A 17,021-nucleotide genomic window follows, 5' to 3' on the forward strand; every position below is an offset into this window, starting at 1 on the left:
ATCCTGGTGGCCGGTGCGGCGCTGCGCGCACTGGCGGCGGCCCGGCGCGGACTGCGCGACGAGCAGGAGGCGGCTCGGCGGCAGGCGGAACACACCGCACTGTTGGAGGAGCGGACTCGGATCGCGCGCGAGCTGCACGATGTGGTGGCGCACCATATGTCGGTCATCGCCATTCAGGCCGAGACCGCGCAGTTCCGCGAATCCGCCACCGCACCAAAGACTTTCGCCGCCATTCGGGACAGCGCCGTCACCGCGCTGGGTGAGATGCGGCGCATTCTGGAGCTGCTGCGCTCCGGAGACACCGGTGCGGCGCCGCAGCCCACCGTGACCGACCTGCCGTGTCTGGTCGACTCGGTGCGCGGCACCGGCACCCGCGTCGAACTCGATACCGACGGCGATCTCACCGCGGTACCGGCGGGCGTCGGACTCTCGGCATACCGCATCGTCCAGGAGGCGCTGAGCAACGCCGTCCGCCACGCCCCCGGAGCGTCGGTGCGGGTGCGCGTGCACTGCGACACCGATCGGATGCGGATCGACGTCGACAATTCGCTACCGGCCGGAGCCGGCGGCGGCCGGGTCGGACACGGGCTGACCGGTATGCGGGAGCGGGTCGCGGCCTACGGCGGCACGCTCACGGCCGCACCCGCCGACGGACGCTTCCGCGTGCGCGCGGAACTGCCGATCCGGGAGGAGCCGTGACGGCCATCCGGGTGCTCGTCGCCGACGATCAGGAACTGGTGCGCGAGGGGCTGACGGTGCTGCTCGACGCCCAGCCGGATATCGCCGTCGTCGGCCACGCCGCCGACGGCATCGCGGCGGTGGCGCGGACGCGGCTGCTGCACCCCGACATCGTCCTGATGGACGTCCGCATGCCCGGCGTCGACGGGCTGGAGGCCACCCGCCGCATCGTCGCGGCCGAGCACGACACCCGCGTCATCGTGCTGACGACCTTCGACCTCGACGAGTACGTCTACACCGCGCTGCGGGCCGGGGCGAGCGGATTCCTGCTCAAGGACGCCTCGGCCCACATTCTGGGCGAGGCGGTGCGCGCCGTCGCCCGCGGCGAGGCCATGCTCGCCCCCACCGTGACCCGCCGCCTGGTGGAACGGTTCGCCCGCACCGCCGACCACCGACCGGGCCCCGCACCCGCCGAACTCACCGCCCGCGAGACCGAGGTGCTGGTGTGCATCGCGCGCGGGTCGTCCAATGCCGAGATCGCGCGCGCACTGGTGATCTCGGAACAGACGGTGAAGACGCATGTGGCCCGCATCCTGGACAAACTGCACCTGCGCGACCGCACCCAGGCCGCGATCTACGCCTACGAGACCCGTCTGGTGCGGCCCGAGTGAGCCGGGTCAGCCCCAGAGATCGGTGGTGGGCAGGTCGCTGAGCTGGGGGTGCACATCGTTGTCGATGGTGACGATGACGCCGTGCCGCCCCAGGTCGTGGGCGAGCCTGCGGGCCACGGGCTCGGTGGCCCGGTATTCGACCACGGCGCCACCCTGGGGAAAGCGCAGGCGCACGTGGACGTCGTGCGAGGTGGGCTCGGTCACCGGAACAGCCGGTGGTCGATGGAATCCGTACGCGTGGTGACGGCATGGTGAGCGACGCCGTTGTCGTCAGTGCAGCGCCGAGTGGCACGGGTGCACGGGTGCCGCCGACCTTCCGGCGGTCCCGGTGACCGATGGTGTGCGCGGATGCCGCGTTCCCACAGCGTCGGATCGCCGATGCGGCGGTAGGAACGCCGGGACAGTCGACTCTGCGTCACCTAGTCGATGGTGGGTTGCCCACTTTGCGGCGACACCGGAAACTAGTTTGCGGTTGTTTGAAGATTCGCGGGCCGAAACCGCTCCGCCTTGCGACGCGTCGCTCCGGTAGGGAACCGTCGGCGGCATGTGCGGCAACGACGGAAGGTTTTCCCGACAGAGTGGTCGGGTACTCAAAGCTGCTGGGTCGTCCGCTCCGCGATTCGGAGGCGACAGGGCGTGACTGGTTCCGACGGCGGTGCGAGGGATGGACTGATGGGCGCGAACCTGCTGATCGTAGAGGACGACGACCGGGTCCGGGAGGCGCTGCGGCTGGCCATGGAGGACGAGGGGTACGAGGTCTCCGAGGCCGGTGGGGCCGAGGTGGCGCTCGCGCAGGTGCGCAGCCGCGGCGTGCCCGATGTCATGATCGTGGATCTGATGCTGGGGGCGATGGACGGATTCACCTGCATCCGTGAGGTGCGCCGCGATCACGACGTGCCCATCATCGTGGTGAGCGCTCGCGACGACACCCACGATGTGGTGGCCGCGTTGGAGGCCGGGGCGGACGACTTCGTGACCAAGCCGTTCGAGATCAAGGAGATCACCGCGCGCATGCGGGCGCTGCGCCGTCGGGCGCGGCTGGCGCAGGGCCGTGACGCGGCCCCGGACCCCGACGGCCGCCCCGAGGTGGTGCTGGACGCGGAATCGAACCCGCCGCTGGTGCTGTCGCAGGACAGCGGCCGCCTGCTGCGGGGCGACGAGGAGGTGCATCTGACACTCACCGAGTACCGGTTGCTCTGCGAACTGGCGGAGGCGCCGGGCCGGGTGCTCAGCCGCGATGTCCTGCTCGAAAGAGTGTGGGACCGCGGGTTTTTCGGTGACCAAAGGATTGTGGACGTGCATATGCGCAGGTTGCGTACCAAGATCGAGAGGGACCCGTCCGCCCCGCGGATCGTGGTGACGGTGCGCGGGCTCGGATACCGACTAGACGTGCAGCGGTGACCGCGGACGCCGGCACCACCCGATGGCGGCCCGCGCGCAGTGTGTACAGCCGTGCGGTGCTCGCCTTCGCCCTGAGCGCCAGTCTGGTGTCGCTGGTGCTGGCGGTCTCGGTGTTCACCGTCGGCCGCGGTTATATGGAGGGGCAGCGCGAGCGCTCGGCCGTCCGTCTCACCGACGCCCATATCGGGATCCTGCGCCAGAATGTCGCCGCCGAGCAGCCCACCGAAGCCGATCTGGTGGCCATCGAACCGCCCGACGGCACGGTGATGCTGGTGCGCTGGGGTGACACCTGGATCGACAGCGACTCCGCCCTGGCGACCTCGGCGCTGCTGTCCCCGGATATCGCCGGCGGTTCGGAGGAGAGCACGCGGCGGGTGACGGTGGCGGGCAAACCCTATCTGCGCGTTGGGCTTCCGCTGAACGCGCGCGGGGACATGTTCTACGAGTTCACGCCCATCGCGGAGCTGGACTCCACCCTGCGCATGCTGCGGAATCTGCTGATCGCCTGCGCCATCGTCGCCTCCTCGGTCGGTGCGCTGCTCGGCGTGTGGGCGAGTCGGCGGGTGCTCAAACCGCTGCACCAGCTGGCCGTCACCGCTTCGCGGATCGCCTCGGGCGAACTCGACACCCGGCTGCCGCGCACCGCCGACCGTGATCTGTCCGATACCGTCGACGCCTTCAACACCATGGTCGACTCGCTGCAGCAGCGCATCGAACGGGAGCGCCGCCTGGTCGGCGACGTCAGCCACGAATTGCGCACCCCGCTCACCACCTTGGTCACCAGCGTCGGCGTCATGAACAAGTACGAGGAACAGCTGCCGGAGCGGATGCGGCGGGCGCTGCGGTTGACCAGCGACGAACTCAGCCATATGCGCCGGATGCTGGACGACATGCTGGAATTGGCGCGCGTGGACGCCGGGGTGCACCGCGGCGACGTCGAACTGCTCTCACTCGGCGAACTGCTCACCCACGCCCTCGCCGAGCGGCACTATCCGCCCGAATTGCTCACGGTCGTCACCGATTCCACCATCGAGGGCCGACGGCTCGAACTCGAGCGCACCGTCGCCAACCTGCTGGAGAACGCCACCCGCCACGGCGGGGGTCCGGTCGCGGTCACCGTGCGCCGGGACGGCGCCGACGCGGTGATCACGGTCGACGACGCCGGTCCCGGTGTGCCCGTCGCCGATCGCAACCGGATCTTCGAGCGCTTCGCCACCATCCGGGTCGAACGCGGCGCGGCGGTGGGTACCGGTATCGGACTCGCCCTGGTGTCGGAAACCGTTGCGGCGCACGGAGGCCGGGTGTACTGCGAGGACCGGCCGGGTGGGGGAGCGCGGTTCGTGGTGCGGCTGCCACGGGTGGAGGCCGAGGTGCTGGAATCCGAGCGGGAGCCGACGTCGATACGCTGACGCGCTCATGGGGGCGGCGGCGACCCGGTGGCCCTGTAGGTTTCGCGAGGGAGCTGTCCTGACAGCGGAGCGCCGCCGCCGCTGCGACGGTACCGCACCGGCGGCGCCGAACCCGGTGGCCGGGAGCGAAAGTCGGCAAGCTGTGCCCGGATCGCAAATCCGTCGTCAACCCACCGCAACACTCCTGTCCGTCCCGGCCTTTCGGTGCGGGCCGCCTACCACCACTCGGTGATCGCCGCGATCTGCCGCCCCAGTTCCGGGGCGAGGGTGCGGACGTAGCTGGCGGTGAGGTGGTGCTCGTCGCGGTAGATGAGCACGTTGCCCTCGGCGACTCGGCAACGGTCCGAACGGCATACGGCGTCGCTGAGATCCATCGGGAAGATATTCGGATAGCTCGCCGCCGGTTCCTCGGCGGGGTCCCGCTCGGACAGCGCCGCCGCACGATCCATCCCGCAGCTATCGGGTGTGGTGCCGCGCCGGGCCAGGCAGTCGACGGCCCGATAGTAGACGTCGCCGTGGCGCAGGCGCGGGGTGTCGCGGAGCGCGAGCACCCGCAGGCCGCGCTCGGACAGCGCCGACCACACGTCCAGGAACTCCGGCGGCACCTCGTCCCCGGCACCCGCCACGCGGCTGCGCGTCGAAATGGTGAACACCCAGTCCGGACGCTCCTCGGCGAGCCGGTCGAGCACCTCCTCCGACCACTCCCGGCACTCCGGGAACGGGGCCTCCGCGTAGGAGGGGTGGTCGGAGAGCGTGAGCGGGCAGCGCTCCTTCAGATAGGTGACGATCCGGAATCCGTAATCGCGGGAAAGGATTTGGAGTGCGGGAATCCAGTGCTCGGAATGCGAACCGCCGACCACCGCGATGACCCGACCGGCGGTGGTGTCACCGTAGACGCACGAGCGCACCTCCCGGTCGGGGGTGATGCAGCCGTCGCGGGTGGGCGGCGGCGAATCGGCATTGCCCCGCAGGACCGAGGGCCGCATGGGATGCGGCGGCGGGTCGATGCCCCGAACGAGGGCGTCCGCACCCGGGTACCTGGTGGGGAATTCGAACGGCTTCGGCGGCTGCGGAGGATTCGCGGCCGACACCACCTGCCAGCCCAGCGCGCCGGCCAGCACGCTGATGCCCAAGGCCGCGACCGCGGTGCCGGTGCCGCGTCGAATCCACCGGGCCCCGGACGAATCCGGAGCCGTCGGAGCGGGGCGGCGCAGCGGTGTCTCGATCACCCGCGTCGTCACCCACGCCAGCACCAGCGATGCCGCGATCACCGCCAGCCCGTCGGCGAATCCCGCGTGTTTGCGGCCGGATTCGGTCAGGTAGAAGATCAAGATGGGCCAGTGCCACAGGTAGAGCGGATAGGCGATGGCGCCGAGTTCGGTGCACAACCGGCTCGCCAGCATCCGGTTCGCCCACGGGCGTTCGGCCGCCGGGACGTGCAGTCCGGACAGGATCAGCAGGACGGCGGCGGCGACCGGGAACAACGCTGCCGGACCGGGGAATTCGGTGGCACCGTCGAACAGCAGGCCGCACGACAGCACCATGCCCAGGCCCACCGTGCCCGCCAGCCAGCGGATCCGGCGCGGAATCGTCAGCCACGGCGCGACCACGGCCAGCATCGCGCCCGCCAGCAGTTCCCAGGCGCGGGCAGCGCTGTCGTAGTAGATCCACGCCTGCTGCTGCGGTGCGTCGGCGGCGTAGCAGAACGAGGCCGCCGCGCCGAGCAGCAGCGTCAGCAGCAGGGTGGGGCGGCGCCGGTCCGGGCGGGGCCGCACCGTCGCCCACAGCGCGACCACGACCAGGATCGCCAGGTAGAACTGGCCCTGTACGGCCATGGACCACAGGTGCTGTAGCGGGCTGATCGAGGGATCCGCGGCCGCGTAGTCCAGCTCCGCGACGGCCAGATACCAGTTCTGGAAGTAGAAACCCGAGGCCAGCAATTGTGCGGAGATGTCGTTCCAGCGGGTGTACGGCATCGCGACGACGGTGGCGACGGCGACGGCGGTCAGCACCACCAGCAGGGCGGGCAGCAGGCGGCGGGCGGTGCGCCGCAGGGTCGCGCCGATGCCGGGGCCGCCCGTGGTGTCGGTGCGGCGCAACAGCATTCCGGTGAAGAAGAAGCCGGACAGCACCAGGAAGATGTCCACACCGCCGGATACCCGCCCCATCCAGACGTGGAAGGCCACCACCAGGGCGATCGCGATACCGCGCAGTCCGTCGAGATCGTCGCGGTAGCTCGGGCGGGAGGCGATGCCGGGCAGCGGATTCCGGGCCACCGGTGCGACGGGCGCGACCGGCCCCGGGGTGCGCGTGTACACGAGAACTCCCCACTACGAAGCGGCCCCGACCAGAGCGACAAGCCGGGGGTTGCCGACCTGATCCCGGCGCACCGCCCCTTAAGATGCCCGACTCATCGCGCCGCTGGCAAACGCGCGGTGCCGCCGAGCGGTTCATCGGTTCTCGACTTGCGCAACCGGTTTTCGTGGTGCATGTTTACCGCTTGGCGTGTCGCACGGACGCGTGGCGTCGGCGATGATGCCGCTCGCGGCCGTCCACTCCGGCCGCCGCTGGGCGAGCAAGGGGCACAGGTCAACCCGCGTCGATGAGCCGGACGTGTGGTGCGTGGTGCCGGAGCGCCGCGATGAGCCGGTCCTCATCGAGCCGCCAGCCGGAGATCGCCCGGCTGGCGGCGACCACATCCGGTGGGACGTGCGGAATGAGGCGGGATGCGGCCTGTGCGGTCCGGCCCGCGGCGCTCGGCAGCGGTGGCAGTCCCGCGTGGCGCTGGACGCCGATGTAGCGCATGGTCGCCCCGTGTGACAGGCGCTGGCGAAACAGGACGATGGCGGCGATCTCCGACCACGATACGAACACCGTGGTGGCGCGTCGGCGCAGCGGATTGCCGCCGAGGGTGACGCCGTCCTCGTCGACGCGCAGCGCGAGTTTGCGTGACGCCATCCCCACCGCCAGCAGTACGCCGCCGCCACCGAAGAACACGATCGTGACCACCTGCAGCGCTACCGGCATATCCGGGACGAGCAGCGCGACGACCACGAACAGCGCACAGATGCCGAGGATGCCCGTCGACCGCGGATCGAACCCGAGTCGTGCCTCGTACATCATCGGTATCCCTCCTCCGCCCCCTGGTGCGTGGTCCGTGCCGCCGCCCGATGGTGCCGACCGGAATCCGTCGATTCGAGTGCGCGCAGGGCGGATTCGATACCGCCGATGCGGTCGCCGAGCAGTCCCAGCGCGCCGATGGCGCGGACCAGCGGATCGTCCTCGGCGCCACCGAGGGCCTGTTCGCGCAGATAGGCGGACTTGACCTCGGTCCAGCGGCGGGCCTGATCCGGGGTCAGGGTGCCGCGCAGTTCGGCCAGTTTGAGCAGGTTGGCTTCGGTGGCGGCGGCGAGGGTTTGGGCCTCACCGAGGTAGTGGTCGTCGATGAGGGCCTCGAGTTCGCGGTCGTTCATGACCGGGACCACGCGTTCGGCGAGGGCGTTCATATTGCGGTAGGAGCCCTGGAGCTGGAACGGCGGTTCGGTGCGGGCGGCGTCCGCGGTGGCGGCCGATGCGATGTAGGCGCGATTGACGGCCAGCACCACCTCCTGCACGCGCAGCAGTTTGCCCAGCACCGCGGTGATCTCGGCCAGTTCCGCCGCCGGGTACGGGTGGGCGAGGCCGTCGGCGGTGGCGGTGCGGTCGCCGCGCGCCAGCCGGACCAGGATCTCCAGATCGCCGCGATCACGCGAGGACAGCGGGGCGAGAACGGAATTCGAGGTGAGCGCGTTCTCCAGGTAGCTGAGCGCGAACTGCTCGTCGCGGCCGGAGAGCACATCGCCGAGATTCCACACGTCGGCGCGGTTGGCGAGCATGTCCGGAATCCGGAAACGCTTGCCCTGCTCGGTGTACGGGTTACCGGCCATGCACACCGCGAACCGCTTGCCGCGCAGATCGTAGGTGCGGGTGCGGCCCTCCCATACGCCCTCCATGCGGCGCTGGCCGTCACACAGCGAGATGAACTTCTGCAGCAGCTCCGGCGAGGTGTGCTGGATGTCGTCGAGGTACAGCAGCACATTGTTGCCGAGTTCCAGGGCGAAGTTGATCTTCTCGAGCTCCTGGCGGGCGGTGGCGTGCGGCGCCTGCTCGGGGTCGATCGAGGTCACCTCGTGGCCGAGCGCGGGACCGTTCACCTTCACCAGCACCAGGCCCAGCCGGGCGGCCACGTACTCCATGAGGGTGGTCTTGCCGTAGCCCGGCGGTGAGATCAGCAGCAGCAGACCCGAGCGGTCGACGCGATCGGCATCCCCGGCCACGCCGAGCTGCTTGGCCAGGTTGTCGCCGATCAGCGGCAGATACACCTCGTCGATCAGGCGGTTGCGCACGAACCCGCTCAGTGCGCGCGGATGGTACTCCGCCAGCCGCAGTCGCTCGCGCTCGGCGGCGACCAGTTCGGTACGGCGCCGCAGATAGGCCCGGAACCCCGGCACCCGCTCCCGATGGAACCGGCCGCAGCGGGCCAGCAGCTCATCGAGCCGGAAACGCAACTCCCGACCCGTGATCCGCGGATGGGTGCCGAGCAGACCGCCGACGGTGGCGGTGAGCGCGGCGGCGGAATCGTAGCGGGGCAGCGCGCTGCCGCACAGCTCGATCGCCACCGCCTCGGGGAGGACGGCGCGCTCGGCCGGATCGGCGGCGGACCGGTCGAGATAGGCGGTGAGCCAGGCGCGTATCAGTTGGTAGCGCGCCGTGCTGCCGGGCGTGCCGGCCGTCACGGGCAGCGACTCGACGGGCGCGGAGGATACGCCGGACGGGGCCAGCACCGCCGCCTGCGCGTTCGGTGCGGTCGACCGCGCACGCACCGATCGGGAGCTGCCGTCGGTCGAGCGCGCCCTGCCGGCGACCGCGCGCGAGCGGGCGTCGGTCGAGTTCGAGTGCCCCCCGGCCGTTCGCGAGTGGCGGTCGTTCGTTTCCTCGTTCGACCGTGTGCGGCCGTCATGCGAACGCGCGTCGTCGGTGACCGAAGACGAATGACCGCCAACCGCATAGGAGGGGCCGATGGCCGAGCGAGAATGGTGGTCGGTCGCATGGGCGTTGCCGTCGTCGGCGACCGGAGACCAACGGCCGTCGAGTGCGGGTGCGTGATCGGCGGCCCACCGTGGGTAGCTGTCGGGCCGGCGCGGGTCGGTGTCGGCGAGGGCGCGCAGGTCCGCCTCGAACTCGGCGCGACCGGTCGCGGAGGCAGCGTCGAGGGCGCGGTGGAAGCGGTCCAGCAGTCGCCGGGCTCCGGCGGAGGTGACGAAACCCGGAGTGGGCGTTGCCAATTCCTCGAACAGGTACTCCCCGGCGAGGTGCGCGTCCACCGGGTCGAGTCCGATGTCATCGGCGAAACACGTTATCCCGGAGGCCAATTCGGCGCACACCTCGTCCACATCGGTGGTGCGGCCGAATACGGCGCGGGCACGGGCCAGCGACCCGGCCCGGGTACGCCAGTACGCGGCCTGCTCCGGGGACAGGGCGAAGCGCCACCACAGCTGGGCCGCCGCGCGTTCGGCGGGCGGATACCGCAGCAGCCCGGCTCCGGCCGACAGGCGCAGGGCCGCATCGAGAATCGCTGCGGCGTCGTGATCGTGCACGCCGCGCTCGTAGCCCTCGTCGTAGCGGTCGGCGGCGATCTTGCCGACCAGTTCGGCGAGTTCACCGGCGGCGGCCGCCGCGTGCAGGGCGTCGAGGCCGCCGTCGTGTTCGGCGGCGGCGAGGATCGACACGGCCAGGTACTCGCCTCGGTACACCTCGGCGGTCTCCGACACCAGCAGTTGCGACCAGTACGGCCGCGTCGCCTCGAAGCCGCTGTCGCGCACCGGAGCCCGATAGTCGGTGCCGGTGATGGCGTACCAGAGCGCATCCTCGTGCGGCACCATGGTCAGCTCCACCGGCCGGGTGTCGACGGCGAAGCGGTGGCGGCCCAGGCGCAGCGTCTCCCCGCCGTCGGCGTAGAGATCGGTGCGGTCGCGCAGCGCGCGCCCGGCCTCCTGCCGCGCCGCGCGCAGCTTGCCCTCGAACTCCTCGGCCCGCACCTGATCGCCGAGGGCGCGCAGGTCGGCCACGGCCGTGCGCAGCCGCGCCACCATGGGATCGGAGGCGAAGTAGGTGTTCACCTCGTCCAGGGAGCCCAGGGCGGCGGCGCGGCGGCCCACTCCGGACAGAATGCGCTGCGCCGAGTCCGCGAGGCGTTCGCCGCGTCGGGCCCGCTCGTCCAGCAGCGCCTGCTTGCGCGCCGCGAACGCCTCGTACACGTCCTCGCGCTTGGCGCCCAGCTGCTCGGCGAAATCGTCGAATTCGCCGAAGCGGGACTCCAGATTCTCGATGGCCAGCAGCAGTTTCGCCAGCTGGTCGTCGCATGCCTCGGGGGAGTCGCAAACCGCGAGCCCCCCACTCACCGACTGCCCGAGCAGCGCGTATTCGGCGGCGAAGGCAGCCCGGCCCTCCACGGCGGCCAGTTCCGCGCGCCGGGTGTCCAGGGTGGCCCGCACCCGGTTGACCCCGGCCAGCACCTCGCCGATGCGCGTGAGAATGGTGGTGCGCACGGTGGCGTCGGTGATGTCGAGCGAGCCGACCACATCGGTGACGATGCGCAGCGCGTCGGTCTGCTCGCTCAACCGCTCCCGCAGCGGTTCGGCCGCGGCGGCGGAGGCGATGGCCTCGGCCTGGGCCAGCAGATCGTCGAGCTCGGTGCGGTAGGCCGCGAAAGCGTCCGCGCCGGACAGGAATTCGACGGCCCGGTGGCCGGTGTCGGTGAGCGCGGCGGCGAGCTCACCATCCAGCGCGTCGATGCGCTCGGTGTCGACATAGCGCAGCTCACGCACCGTCACCAGCTGCCCCTGCGCGCGCCGCAGCTCCGCCAGCATCCGCACCCAGTCGTCGGCGGTGCGGTGCGCGGCGGCGCGGGCCCGGCGCATGAGCGCGGCGGCCTCGTCGGCCGCGCCGTCCACGGCGGCGGTCGCCTGCGCGGTGAGCGCGGTGACCTTGTCGAACTCGTCCAGCACCTGTTCGGCGGTGGCGCGCACCTCGGCCAGCGCCGCGGCCGGATCGTCCAGCTCCGGATCGCCCAACCAGTGGTACAGGTCGACGGTGCGGGTGCACGCCGCGATCACGGCCTCGAAAACCGCCGCGGCGGGCCGCATCTCGTCCACCATGCGGCGCACCGCGAGACATTCCGAGATACCGCGCACCAGTTCGGCATTGCCGACCCGGTGCACAGGGCCGGTGCCGACCGGCTGCGCGGCCGCGTACACGTCGGAGACGAACGGGGTACGCCACACCTGGAGCGGATGCACCCGCGTCGGCTCCTCCGACATGGCCCGCAGCACCACCATGGTGCCGTCCTCGAACATCGAATAGCCGTGGCAGACAGTGGGAGTGGCGACCTCGGTGCGCACCAGGTTGTAGGGCAGCAGCAGCGTGCGGCCCGCCGCGCGGGCGTGGAAGACGTACAGCACGTCCTCGCCGTTGCCCGCCCGGACGGTGCGCTCGTACTCCAGCTCCGCGGTATCGGTGTCGAACCGCTTGTGCACGCCGGTGGCGAGGTAATAGCCGCCGGGGAAGATGATGCCCTGGTCCTCGGGCAGCCGACGGCACGACTGCCCGATCCCGTCCAGCCGCACCACGTCCTTGGTGCGGGTATTGAAAACCAGGTGCCGCCAGTCGGTTTCGTTGTACGGTCGAATGCGCAGCAGGATCAGCGGACCCAGCCGCGCGTAGTGCACGTCGGCGTCGGCCAGGCTCTGCAGTGGTTCGTCGACGGGCTCGCTGTAGATGCCCGCCCCGGTCTCGGTATTGTCCTCGACCTTGATGGTGAGGGTGCCACCGAGCGTCTCCACGAACACCTCGCCGAGAATCGACAGGTGCGGATGCCGGCCGTGCACCTGGTCGTCGCGGGTGGTCTCGATCCAATCGAAATCGTGCGACGCCGGGAACACATGGTCGCGCTCCCCGCGATTGTCCAGGTAGCGCAGCGATCCGTCGGTATCCAGCTGCCAGCGCAGCACGCGGATGTCGTCGGTGCGCTGGCCGGTCTGGAACACCGCCAGCAGGCGGCCCTCCACCCGGCGCAGTTGCAGCAGCCGGGTCTGGCTGTAGTAGCGGTACAGCTCGGCGAAATCGCGGAGGAACCGCGGATCGTCGAAAAGCCCAGTGGCGTCGGCGGATTCGAATCCGAACGGCGCGGCCCCCGGCGCTGCGTTGTTCGGCCCCGTGTCGTTCGGCGTCGCGTTGTTCGGCCCTGCGCCGTCCGGTGTCGCGCCCTCGGTCCGGAAGCGGTGCACCGCGAAGACGTCGGCGACCGTCGTCTCCGGGCGCATGCCGACGAACACGTTGTAGCCGAACACCATGCGCCCGTCCGGCAGCGCCACCACATCGCGCGGCACGCAGTTGTTGCCGGTGCGGATGCGCTCGGTGCCCAGCAGCGTCAGTTCGGAGCCGCCGAAGGCCGCGATGCGGCGCTCATTGAGCAGCTCCGCACGCCGCGCCACCTCGGCGGCGTGCTCGCGCAGCCGCGCGTGCAGGATCTCGTAGGTGCCCGTCTCGATGTCGACCGAACCCCGGTCGCCGGATTCCCCTCCGATCCGGCGACCGGTGTCCAGTGGTGCCGCCCCGCTCACTTGGCCTGCGGGACGTCGTCGGAGCCGTGGCCGTTGACCCCGGCCAGGCGGCCGATGAGCGCGGTCGCGGCGGACTTGCCGACCTCGGAGTTGCCGATCAGCTGATCGAGGCCCTTACCGAGGCCGATGGAGCCCACCAGGCGGTCCAGGAAGATCGAGTCGCCGCCGACGATGTCGATATTGGCCTGCTCCAGACCGGTGGCGAGCACCGTGGCCTGCGCCTGCGCGACCTCGCGGTGCGCGGTGACCTTGGCCAGCTCGATGTCCTTCTCCATCTCCAGCCGCAGCCGGTACTCCTCGTGCTCGCGGGTGGCGTCGTCGAGCGCCGCCATGGCAGCGGCCTTCTCCTGCAGGCCCTCGGCCTCGCCCTTGAGCTTCTCGCGCAGCGCCTCGGCCTCCACCAGGGCCTTCTCCCGCAGTGCGACCGCCTCGGCGCGGCCCACCTTCTCGATGGCGTCGGCCTCGCGCTCCTTGACCTGCGCCTGGCCCAGCCCGTAGGCGGCCGACTCGGCCTGCTGCGCCTCGGCGAGGCGGATCTTGGCGCGCGCCTGCAGTTCCGACGCCTGCTGCTCGGCCTCGGCCAGCGTCAGCGACTCCTTGGCCTTGAACTTGGCCGCGGCCTCCGCGGCCTCGGCCGCCTTGATGTCCTTGACCAGGTGCTCCTGCGCCTCGGCCTCGGCGCGGATGACAATGGCCTGGCGGTCGCGTTCGGCGGCCTCCACCGCGCGCAGCCGGTTGATCTGCTCCTGCTGTTCGGCCACGGTCTTGTCCACCGCGATGCGCTCGCGCACCACCTCGGCGACGGTGCGCTTCTCGGTCTCCACCTCGCGGTCGGCGGCGATCCGGGCGAGGGACACCTCGCGGTCGCGGGCGGTGACCTCGAGCAGCCGATCCTTCTCGATGCGCTCGGCCTCCACGGCGATCACGCGTTCGCGGTTCTTCTCCGCGACGGCGATCTCGCGGCCCATGTTCTCCTGCTGGATGCCCAGGGACTCCTCGGTGCGCAGATGCGCGGTCTGCGAACGCAGCCGCTCCTCGGCCTGGACGCGGGCGATCTCGGCCTCCTCCCGGGCGCGCATGGTCTCCACCTCGCGCTGCTGGCGGATCTCGGCATCGGCCTGCTGGCGCTCCAGCTCCAGCACCGCCTCGCGCGCCTGCACGTTCTGGCGGGTGATCTCCTTCTCCTCGTTGCGCCGGAATTCGTTGGTGCGCACGTGTTCCACCGCGGTGAGTTCGGTGATCTTGCGAATGCCCTGCGCGTCCAGGATGTTCTGGGCGTCGAGCTGGGCGAGCGGCGTCTGCTCCAGGTAGTCGATGGCGGCGTCCTCGAGGCTGTAGCCGTTGAGGTCGGTGCCGATCACCGCGATGATGCGGTCGCGGAACTCGTCGCGCTTGGTGTAGAGGTCGACGAAGTCGAGGTGCTTGCCCACCGTCTTGAGCGCCTCGGAGAACTTGGCGGCGAACAGCTCCTGCAGCGTGGACTGGTCGCTGGCGCGGGCGGTGCCGATGGCCTGCGCGACCTTGACCACATCCTCGACGGTCTTGTTGACCCGCACGAAGAAGGTGATGCGGATATCGGCGCGGATATTGTCGCGGCAGATCAGCCCGTCGCGGCCGACCCGGTCGATCTCGATGGTCTTCACCGAGATGTCCATGTACTCGGCCTTGTGCAGCACCGGCAGCACCACCGCGCCGGTGAAGGTGACGTCCACCCGGCGCATCTTCGAGATGATCAGAGCGCGGCCCTGTTCCACCTTCTTGAACAGGCTGCTCACGATGAACAGCGCGGCAATGCCGATCACGAGTGCGAGAGCCACCAGGACTCCCAGGCCGATTGCGATGGTAGACATCAGATCCCCTCCAGTGGGGCCACCCAGAAGGTCTCGGTGGCCGAGTCGTAGTCGTAGACGATTGCGGAAACACCGTGTGCGAGTGGTGTTTCGGCGGCATGTTGGGCGCTCTGGCGAACCTGGATGATCGCCGACGAGCCGTCGGGCGAAATCAGTTCCGCCTGACCGAAATCCGGTCCGACGCGGCCGGTGCGGATGACGCACACCCGACCGACGAGGTCATTCCTGCTGGGCTCCGCCGCGGGTGCGAACAGGCGGCGCAGCGGTACGACGATGACCCTGGTGCCCAGCACGGACACCGGAACGGCCACCACGAATACGGCGACACCGGCGCAGAAGGCGAGGAAGCCGGTGAGATTCAACTCCCGGGTCAGGGTCGCCCCGGCCAGGCACAGGAACCAGGCCAGCGCGACGATGATGGATACGATGATCGAGACCGGCACCCCGCTCAGACCCCACCGGTCACCGATGGCAGAACCGCCGGTGTCGGAATCGGTGTCGAACAGATCCGGATCGGCCCCACCGGCCAGCACGGCGAGCCAGTACGCGACGACGACGATCAGCGCGAAGCTGAAGACAACGGTGGGAAAAGTCAGTGTCGCCGTGAGGAATTCACGCATGCCCGGCGGATGCCGGGCGGAATGGGGCGCGCGTCGACGAAAGATGTTGCATGAGAAGCTCCTTGATCGTTCCACCGTGATTCACGTACGTGCATCACGTGCCGACCAGGCTTCCCGGCTCCCCTTGTGGGTGTAAGAATGCCGTAAAGATCCCCCCGGGGCAAGTCGAATAGCCCCGGGGCGGTCGACCGGTGTTCGGCAACCATATGGCAAATGCGCGTCGAATGCATGTCGAGGGCGGTATCGGGCCGGTGGCGGGCCGGATTTCCCACCACGAAGAAGACATTCCAGACAGTGGCCGTTAGGGTGTTAATAACGCGTCAACGAACGCGGGGTGTGCCGGGAAGTCTGGTCGGCGGTCAGGGGCGAGGTGCCCTCACGTCGACGCCCCCGGAGGTTGTTCATGGCTGCCGCTCCGCGCGAGCGCAGGGTGTTTCTCGGATTGCCGTCCTGGTCCGAGCGATCGGCGCTGGCGACGGCATTGCGCACGGAGACCGTCGGCGGCCTGCTGCTGCTGGCGGCCGCCGTGCTCGCGCTGGTCTGGGCGAATTCCCCGTGGGCCGAGTGGTATACGCGGATCAGTGACCTCCACTTCGGGATCGGCGCGCTCGGGCTGGACCTCTCGGTCGCCCACTGGACCGCGGACGGGCTGCTGACGATCTTCTTCCTGGTCGCCGGAATCGAATTGAAACGTGAGCTCGTCATCGGCGAGCTTCGGACTCCGGCAACCGCGTCGCTACCGGTGGTCGCGGCGCTGTGCGGCATGGTTCTGCCCGCCGCGGTGTATCTGGCCGTGACCGGCAGCAGCGGCGGTGACATGGCGGGCTGGGCGGTGCCCATGGCCACCGACATCGCCTTCGCGCTGGCCGTCCTCGCCGTGCTGAACACCCATCTGCCCGCCGCGCTGCGCGCCTTCCTGCTGACGCTGGCCGTCGTGGACGATCTCGGCGCCATCGCCGTCATCGCGGTCGCCTTCGCCGACGACCTGAAACTCCTCGCCCTCGGCGGAGCCGTCGTCGGCCTCGCGGTATTCGCCGCGCTGCAACGTTTCCGGGTGCGGGGATGGTGGTGGTACGTGCCGCTCGGCATCACCATCTGGGCGCTGACCTACGTGGGCGGGGTGCACGCCACGGTGGCCGGGGTGTGCATGGGGCTGCTGTTGCGCGCCACCCCGGACCAGGGGGAGTCGGAGACGCCCGCCGCGCACGCCGCCCACCTGCTGCGCCCCATCTCGGCCGGTATCGCGGCCCCGCTGTTCGCCCTCTTCGCCGCCGGGGTGACGCTGTCGACCTCAGCGCTGGGCGAGGTGTTCACCCGACCCGAGTCGCTCGGCGTGGTGCTCGGCCTGGTCCTCGGCAAGGTCGTCGGCATCTTCGGCGGCACCTGGTTGGCGGTGAAATTCACTCGCGCGCAACTGAACCCGGACCTGCAATGGGCCGATGTCTTCGCCCTCTCCGCCCTGGCCGGAATCGGGTTCACCGTCAGCCTGCTCATCGGCGAACTGTCCTTCCCCGCCGATTCCGACCACATCAAGGCGGCGGTCCTGGTCGGTTCCCTCATCGCCGCGGGCGGGGCCGCCGTCCTGATCAAACGCCGCAACGGTATCTACCGCCGCCTGTACGAGGCCGAGAACGTCGACGAGGACGCCGACGGCATCCCCGACATCTACCAGCGCAACCAGCAGGAGTGATCCGGCGCATCCGCCGGCGCGCGGGTGCGCTCAGGACCGGCG

General features: G+C 70.2%; 12 protein-coding genes. 5 read left to right on the top strand and 7 right to left on the bottom strand.

The features are described 5' to 3' along the window. On the top strand, positions 1 to 699 hold a 699-nt coding region (locus QK444_RS15530), incomplete at its 5' end, for a histidine kinase (protein WP_282780954.1). Beyond that, on the top strand, positions 696 to 1,349 hold the full coding sequence (locus QK444_RS15535; protein WP_282780956.1) for a response regulator transcription factor: 654 nt from the start codon (positions 696 to 698) through the stop codon (positions 1,347 to 1,349). The genes QK444_RS15530 and QK444_RS15535, both read left to right, overlap by 4 nt. Positions 1,350 to 1,355: 6 nt before the next feature. Here the strand turns inward: QK444_RS15535 and QK444_RS15540 are convergent, their stop codons facing one another. Together QK444_RS15540 and QK444_RS15545 are read right to left on the bottom strand one after the other, a co-directional pair. Then, positions 1,356 to 1,553 (bottom strand): hypothetical protein, encoded by a 198-nt coding sequence (locus tag QK444_RS15540; protein WP_282780958.1) that lies wholly within the window; start codon positions 1,551 to 1,553, stop codon positions 1,356 to 1,358. Next, the gene (locus QK444_RS15545; protein WP_282780960.1) at positions 1,550 to 1,768 is read right to left on the bottom strand and encodes a hypothetical protein; all 219 of its coding nucleotides are present in this window, start codon (positions 1,766 to 1,768) and stop codon (positions 1,550 to 1,552) included. Before QK444_RS15545 ends, QK444_RS15540 begins: the two co-directional genes overlap by 4 nt. A gap of 253 nt (positions 1,769 to 2,021) precedes the next feature. Between QK444_RS15545 and QK444_RS15550 the strand changes: the two genes are divergently transcribed. Continuing rightward, positions 2,022 to 2,750, top strand: a complete 729-nt coding sequence (locus QK444_RS15550; protein WP_029929566.1) for a response regulator transcription factor — start codon at positions 2,022 to 2,024, stop codon at positions 2,748 to 2,750. Beyond that, positions 2,747 to 4,159: a HAMP domain-containing sensor histidine kinase gene (locus tag QK444_RS15555; protein WP_282780963.1), complete on the top strand. Its 1,413-nt coding sequence runs from the start codon at positions 2,747 to 2,749 to the stop codon at positions 4,157 to 4,159. The genes QK444_RS15550 and QK444_RS15555 overlap by 4 nt, the downstream gene beginning before the upstream one ends. Positions 4,160 to 4,374: 215 nt before the next feature. Here the strand turns inward: QK444_RS15555 and QK444_RS15560 are convergent, their stop codons facing one another. From QK444_RS15560 to QK444_RS15580, 5 genes are all read right to left on the bottom strand, one after another. After that, the gene (locus QK444_RS15560) at positions 4,375 to 6,477 is read right to left on the bottom strand and encodes an acyltransferase family protein (RefSeq protein WP_282780964.1); all 2,103 of its coding nucleotides are present in this window, start codon (positions 6,475 to 6,477) and stop codon (positions 4,375 to 4,377) included. Between the two features lie 271 nt (positions 6,478 to 6,748). Beyond that, entirely contained in the window at positions 6,749 to 7,282 is a 534-nt protein-coding gene (locus QK444_RS15565; protein WP_282780966.1) for a hypothetical protein, read from the bottom strand. Next, positions 7,279 to 12,819, bottom strand: a complete 5,541-nt coding sequence (locus tag QK444_RS15570; RefSeq protein ID WP_282780968.1) for a DNA repair ATPase — start codon at positions 12,817 to 12,819, stop codon at positions 7,279 to 7,281. The genes QK444_RS15565 and QK444_RS15570 overlap by 4 nt, the downstream gene beginning before the upstream one ends. Further along, positions 12,816 to 14,669 (bottom strand): flotillin family protein, encoded by a 1,854-nt coding sequence (locus QK444_RS15575; protein ID WP_282780970.1) that lies wholly within the window; start codon positions 14,667 to 14,669, stop codon positions 12,816 to 12,818. The genes QK444_RS15570 and QK444_RS15575 overlap by 4 nt, the downstream gene beginning before the upstream one ends. Then, positions 14,669 to 15,289 (bottom strand): hypothetical protein, encoded by a 621-nt coding sequence (locus tag QK444_RS15580; RefSeq protein ID WP_282780972.1) that lies wholly within the window; start codon positions 15,287 to 15,289, stop codon positions 14,669 to 14,671. The genes QK444_RS15575 and QK444_RS15580 overlap by 1 nt, the downstream gene beginning before the upstream one ends. Positions 15,290 to 15,692: 403 nt before the next feature. On the opposite strand from QK444_RS15580, the gene nhaA reads away from it, so the two are divergent. After that, a complete protein-coding gene (gene nhaA / locus QK444_RS15585) occupies positions 15,693 to 16,979 on the top strand; it encodes a Na+/H+ antiporter NhaA (protein ID WP_282780974.1) in 1,287 nt (428 codons plus the stop codon). The last annotated feature ends 42 nt before the right edge of the window (positions 16,980 to 17,021 follow it).

Source organism: Nocardia sp. CC201C (genome assembly GCF_030010695.1).
GTDB lineage: Bacteria > Actinomycetota > Actinomycetes > Mycobacteriales > Mycobacteriaceae > Nocardia > Nocardia otitidiscaviarum.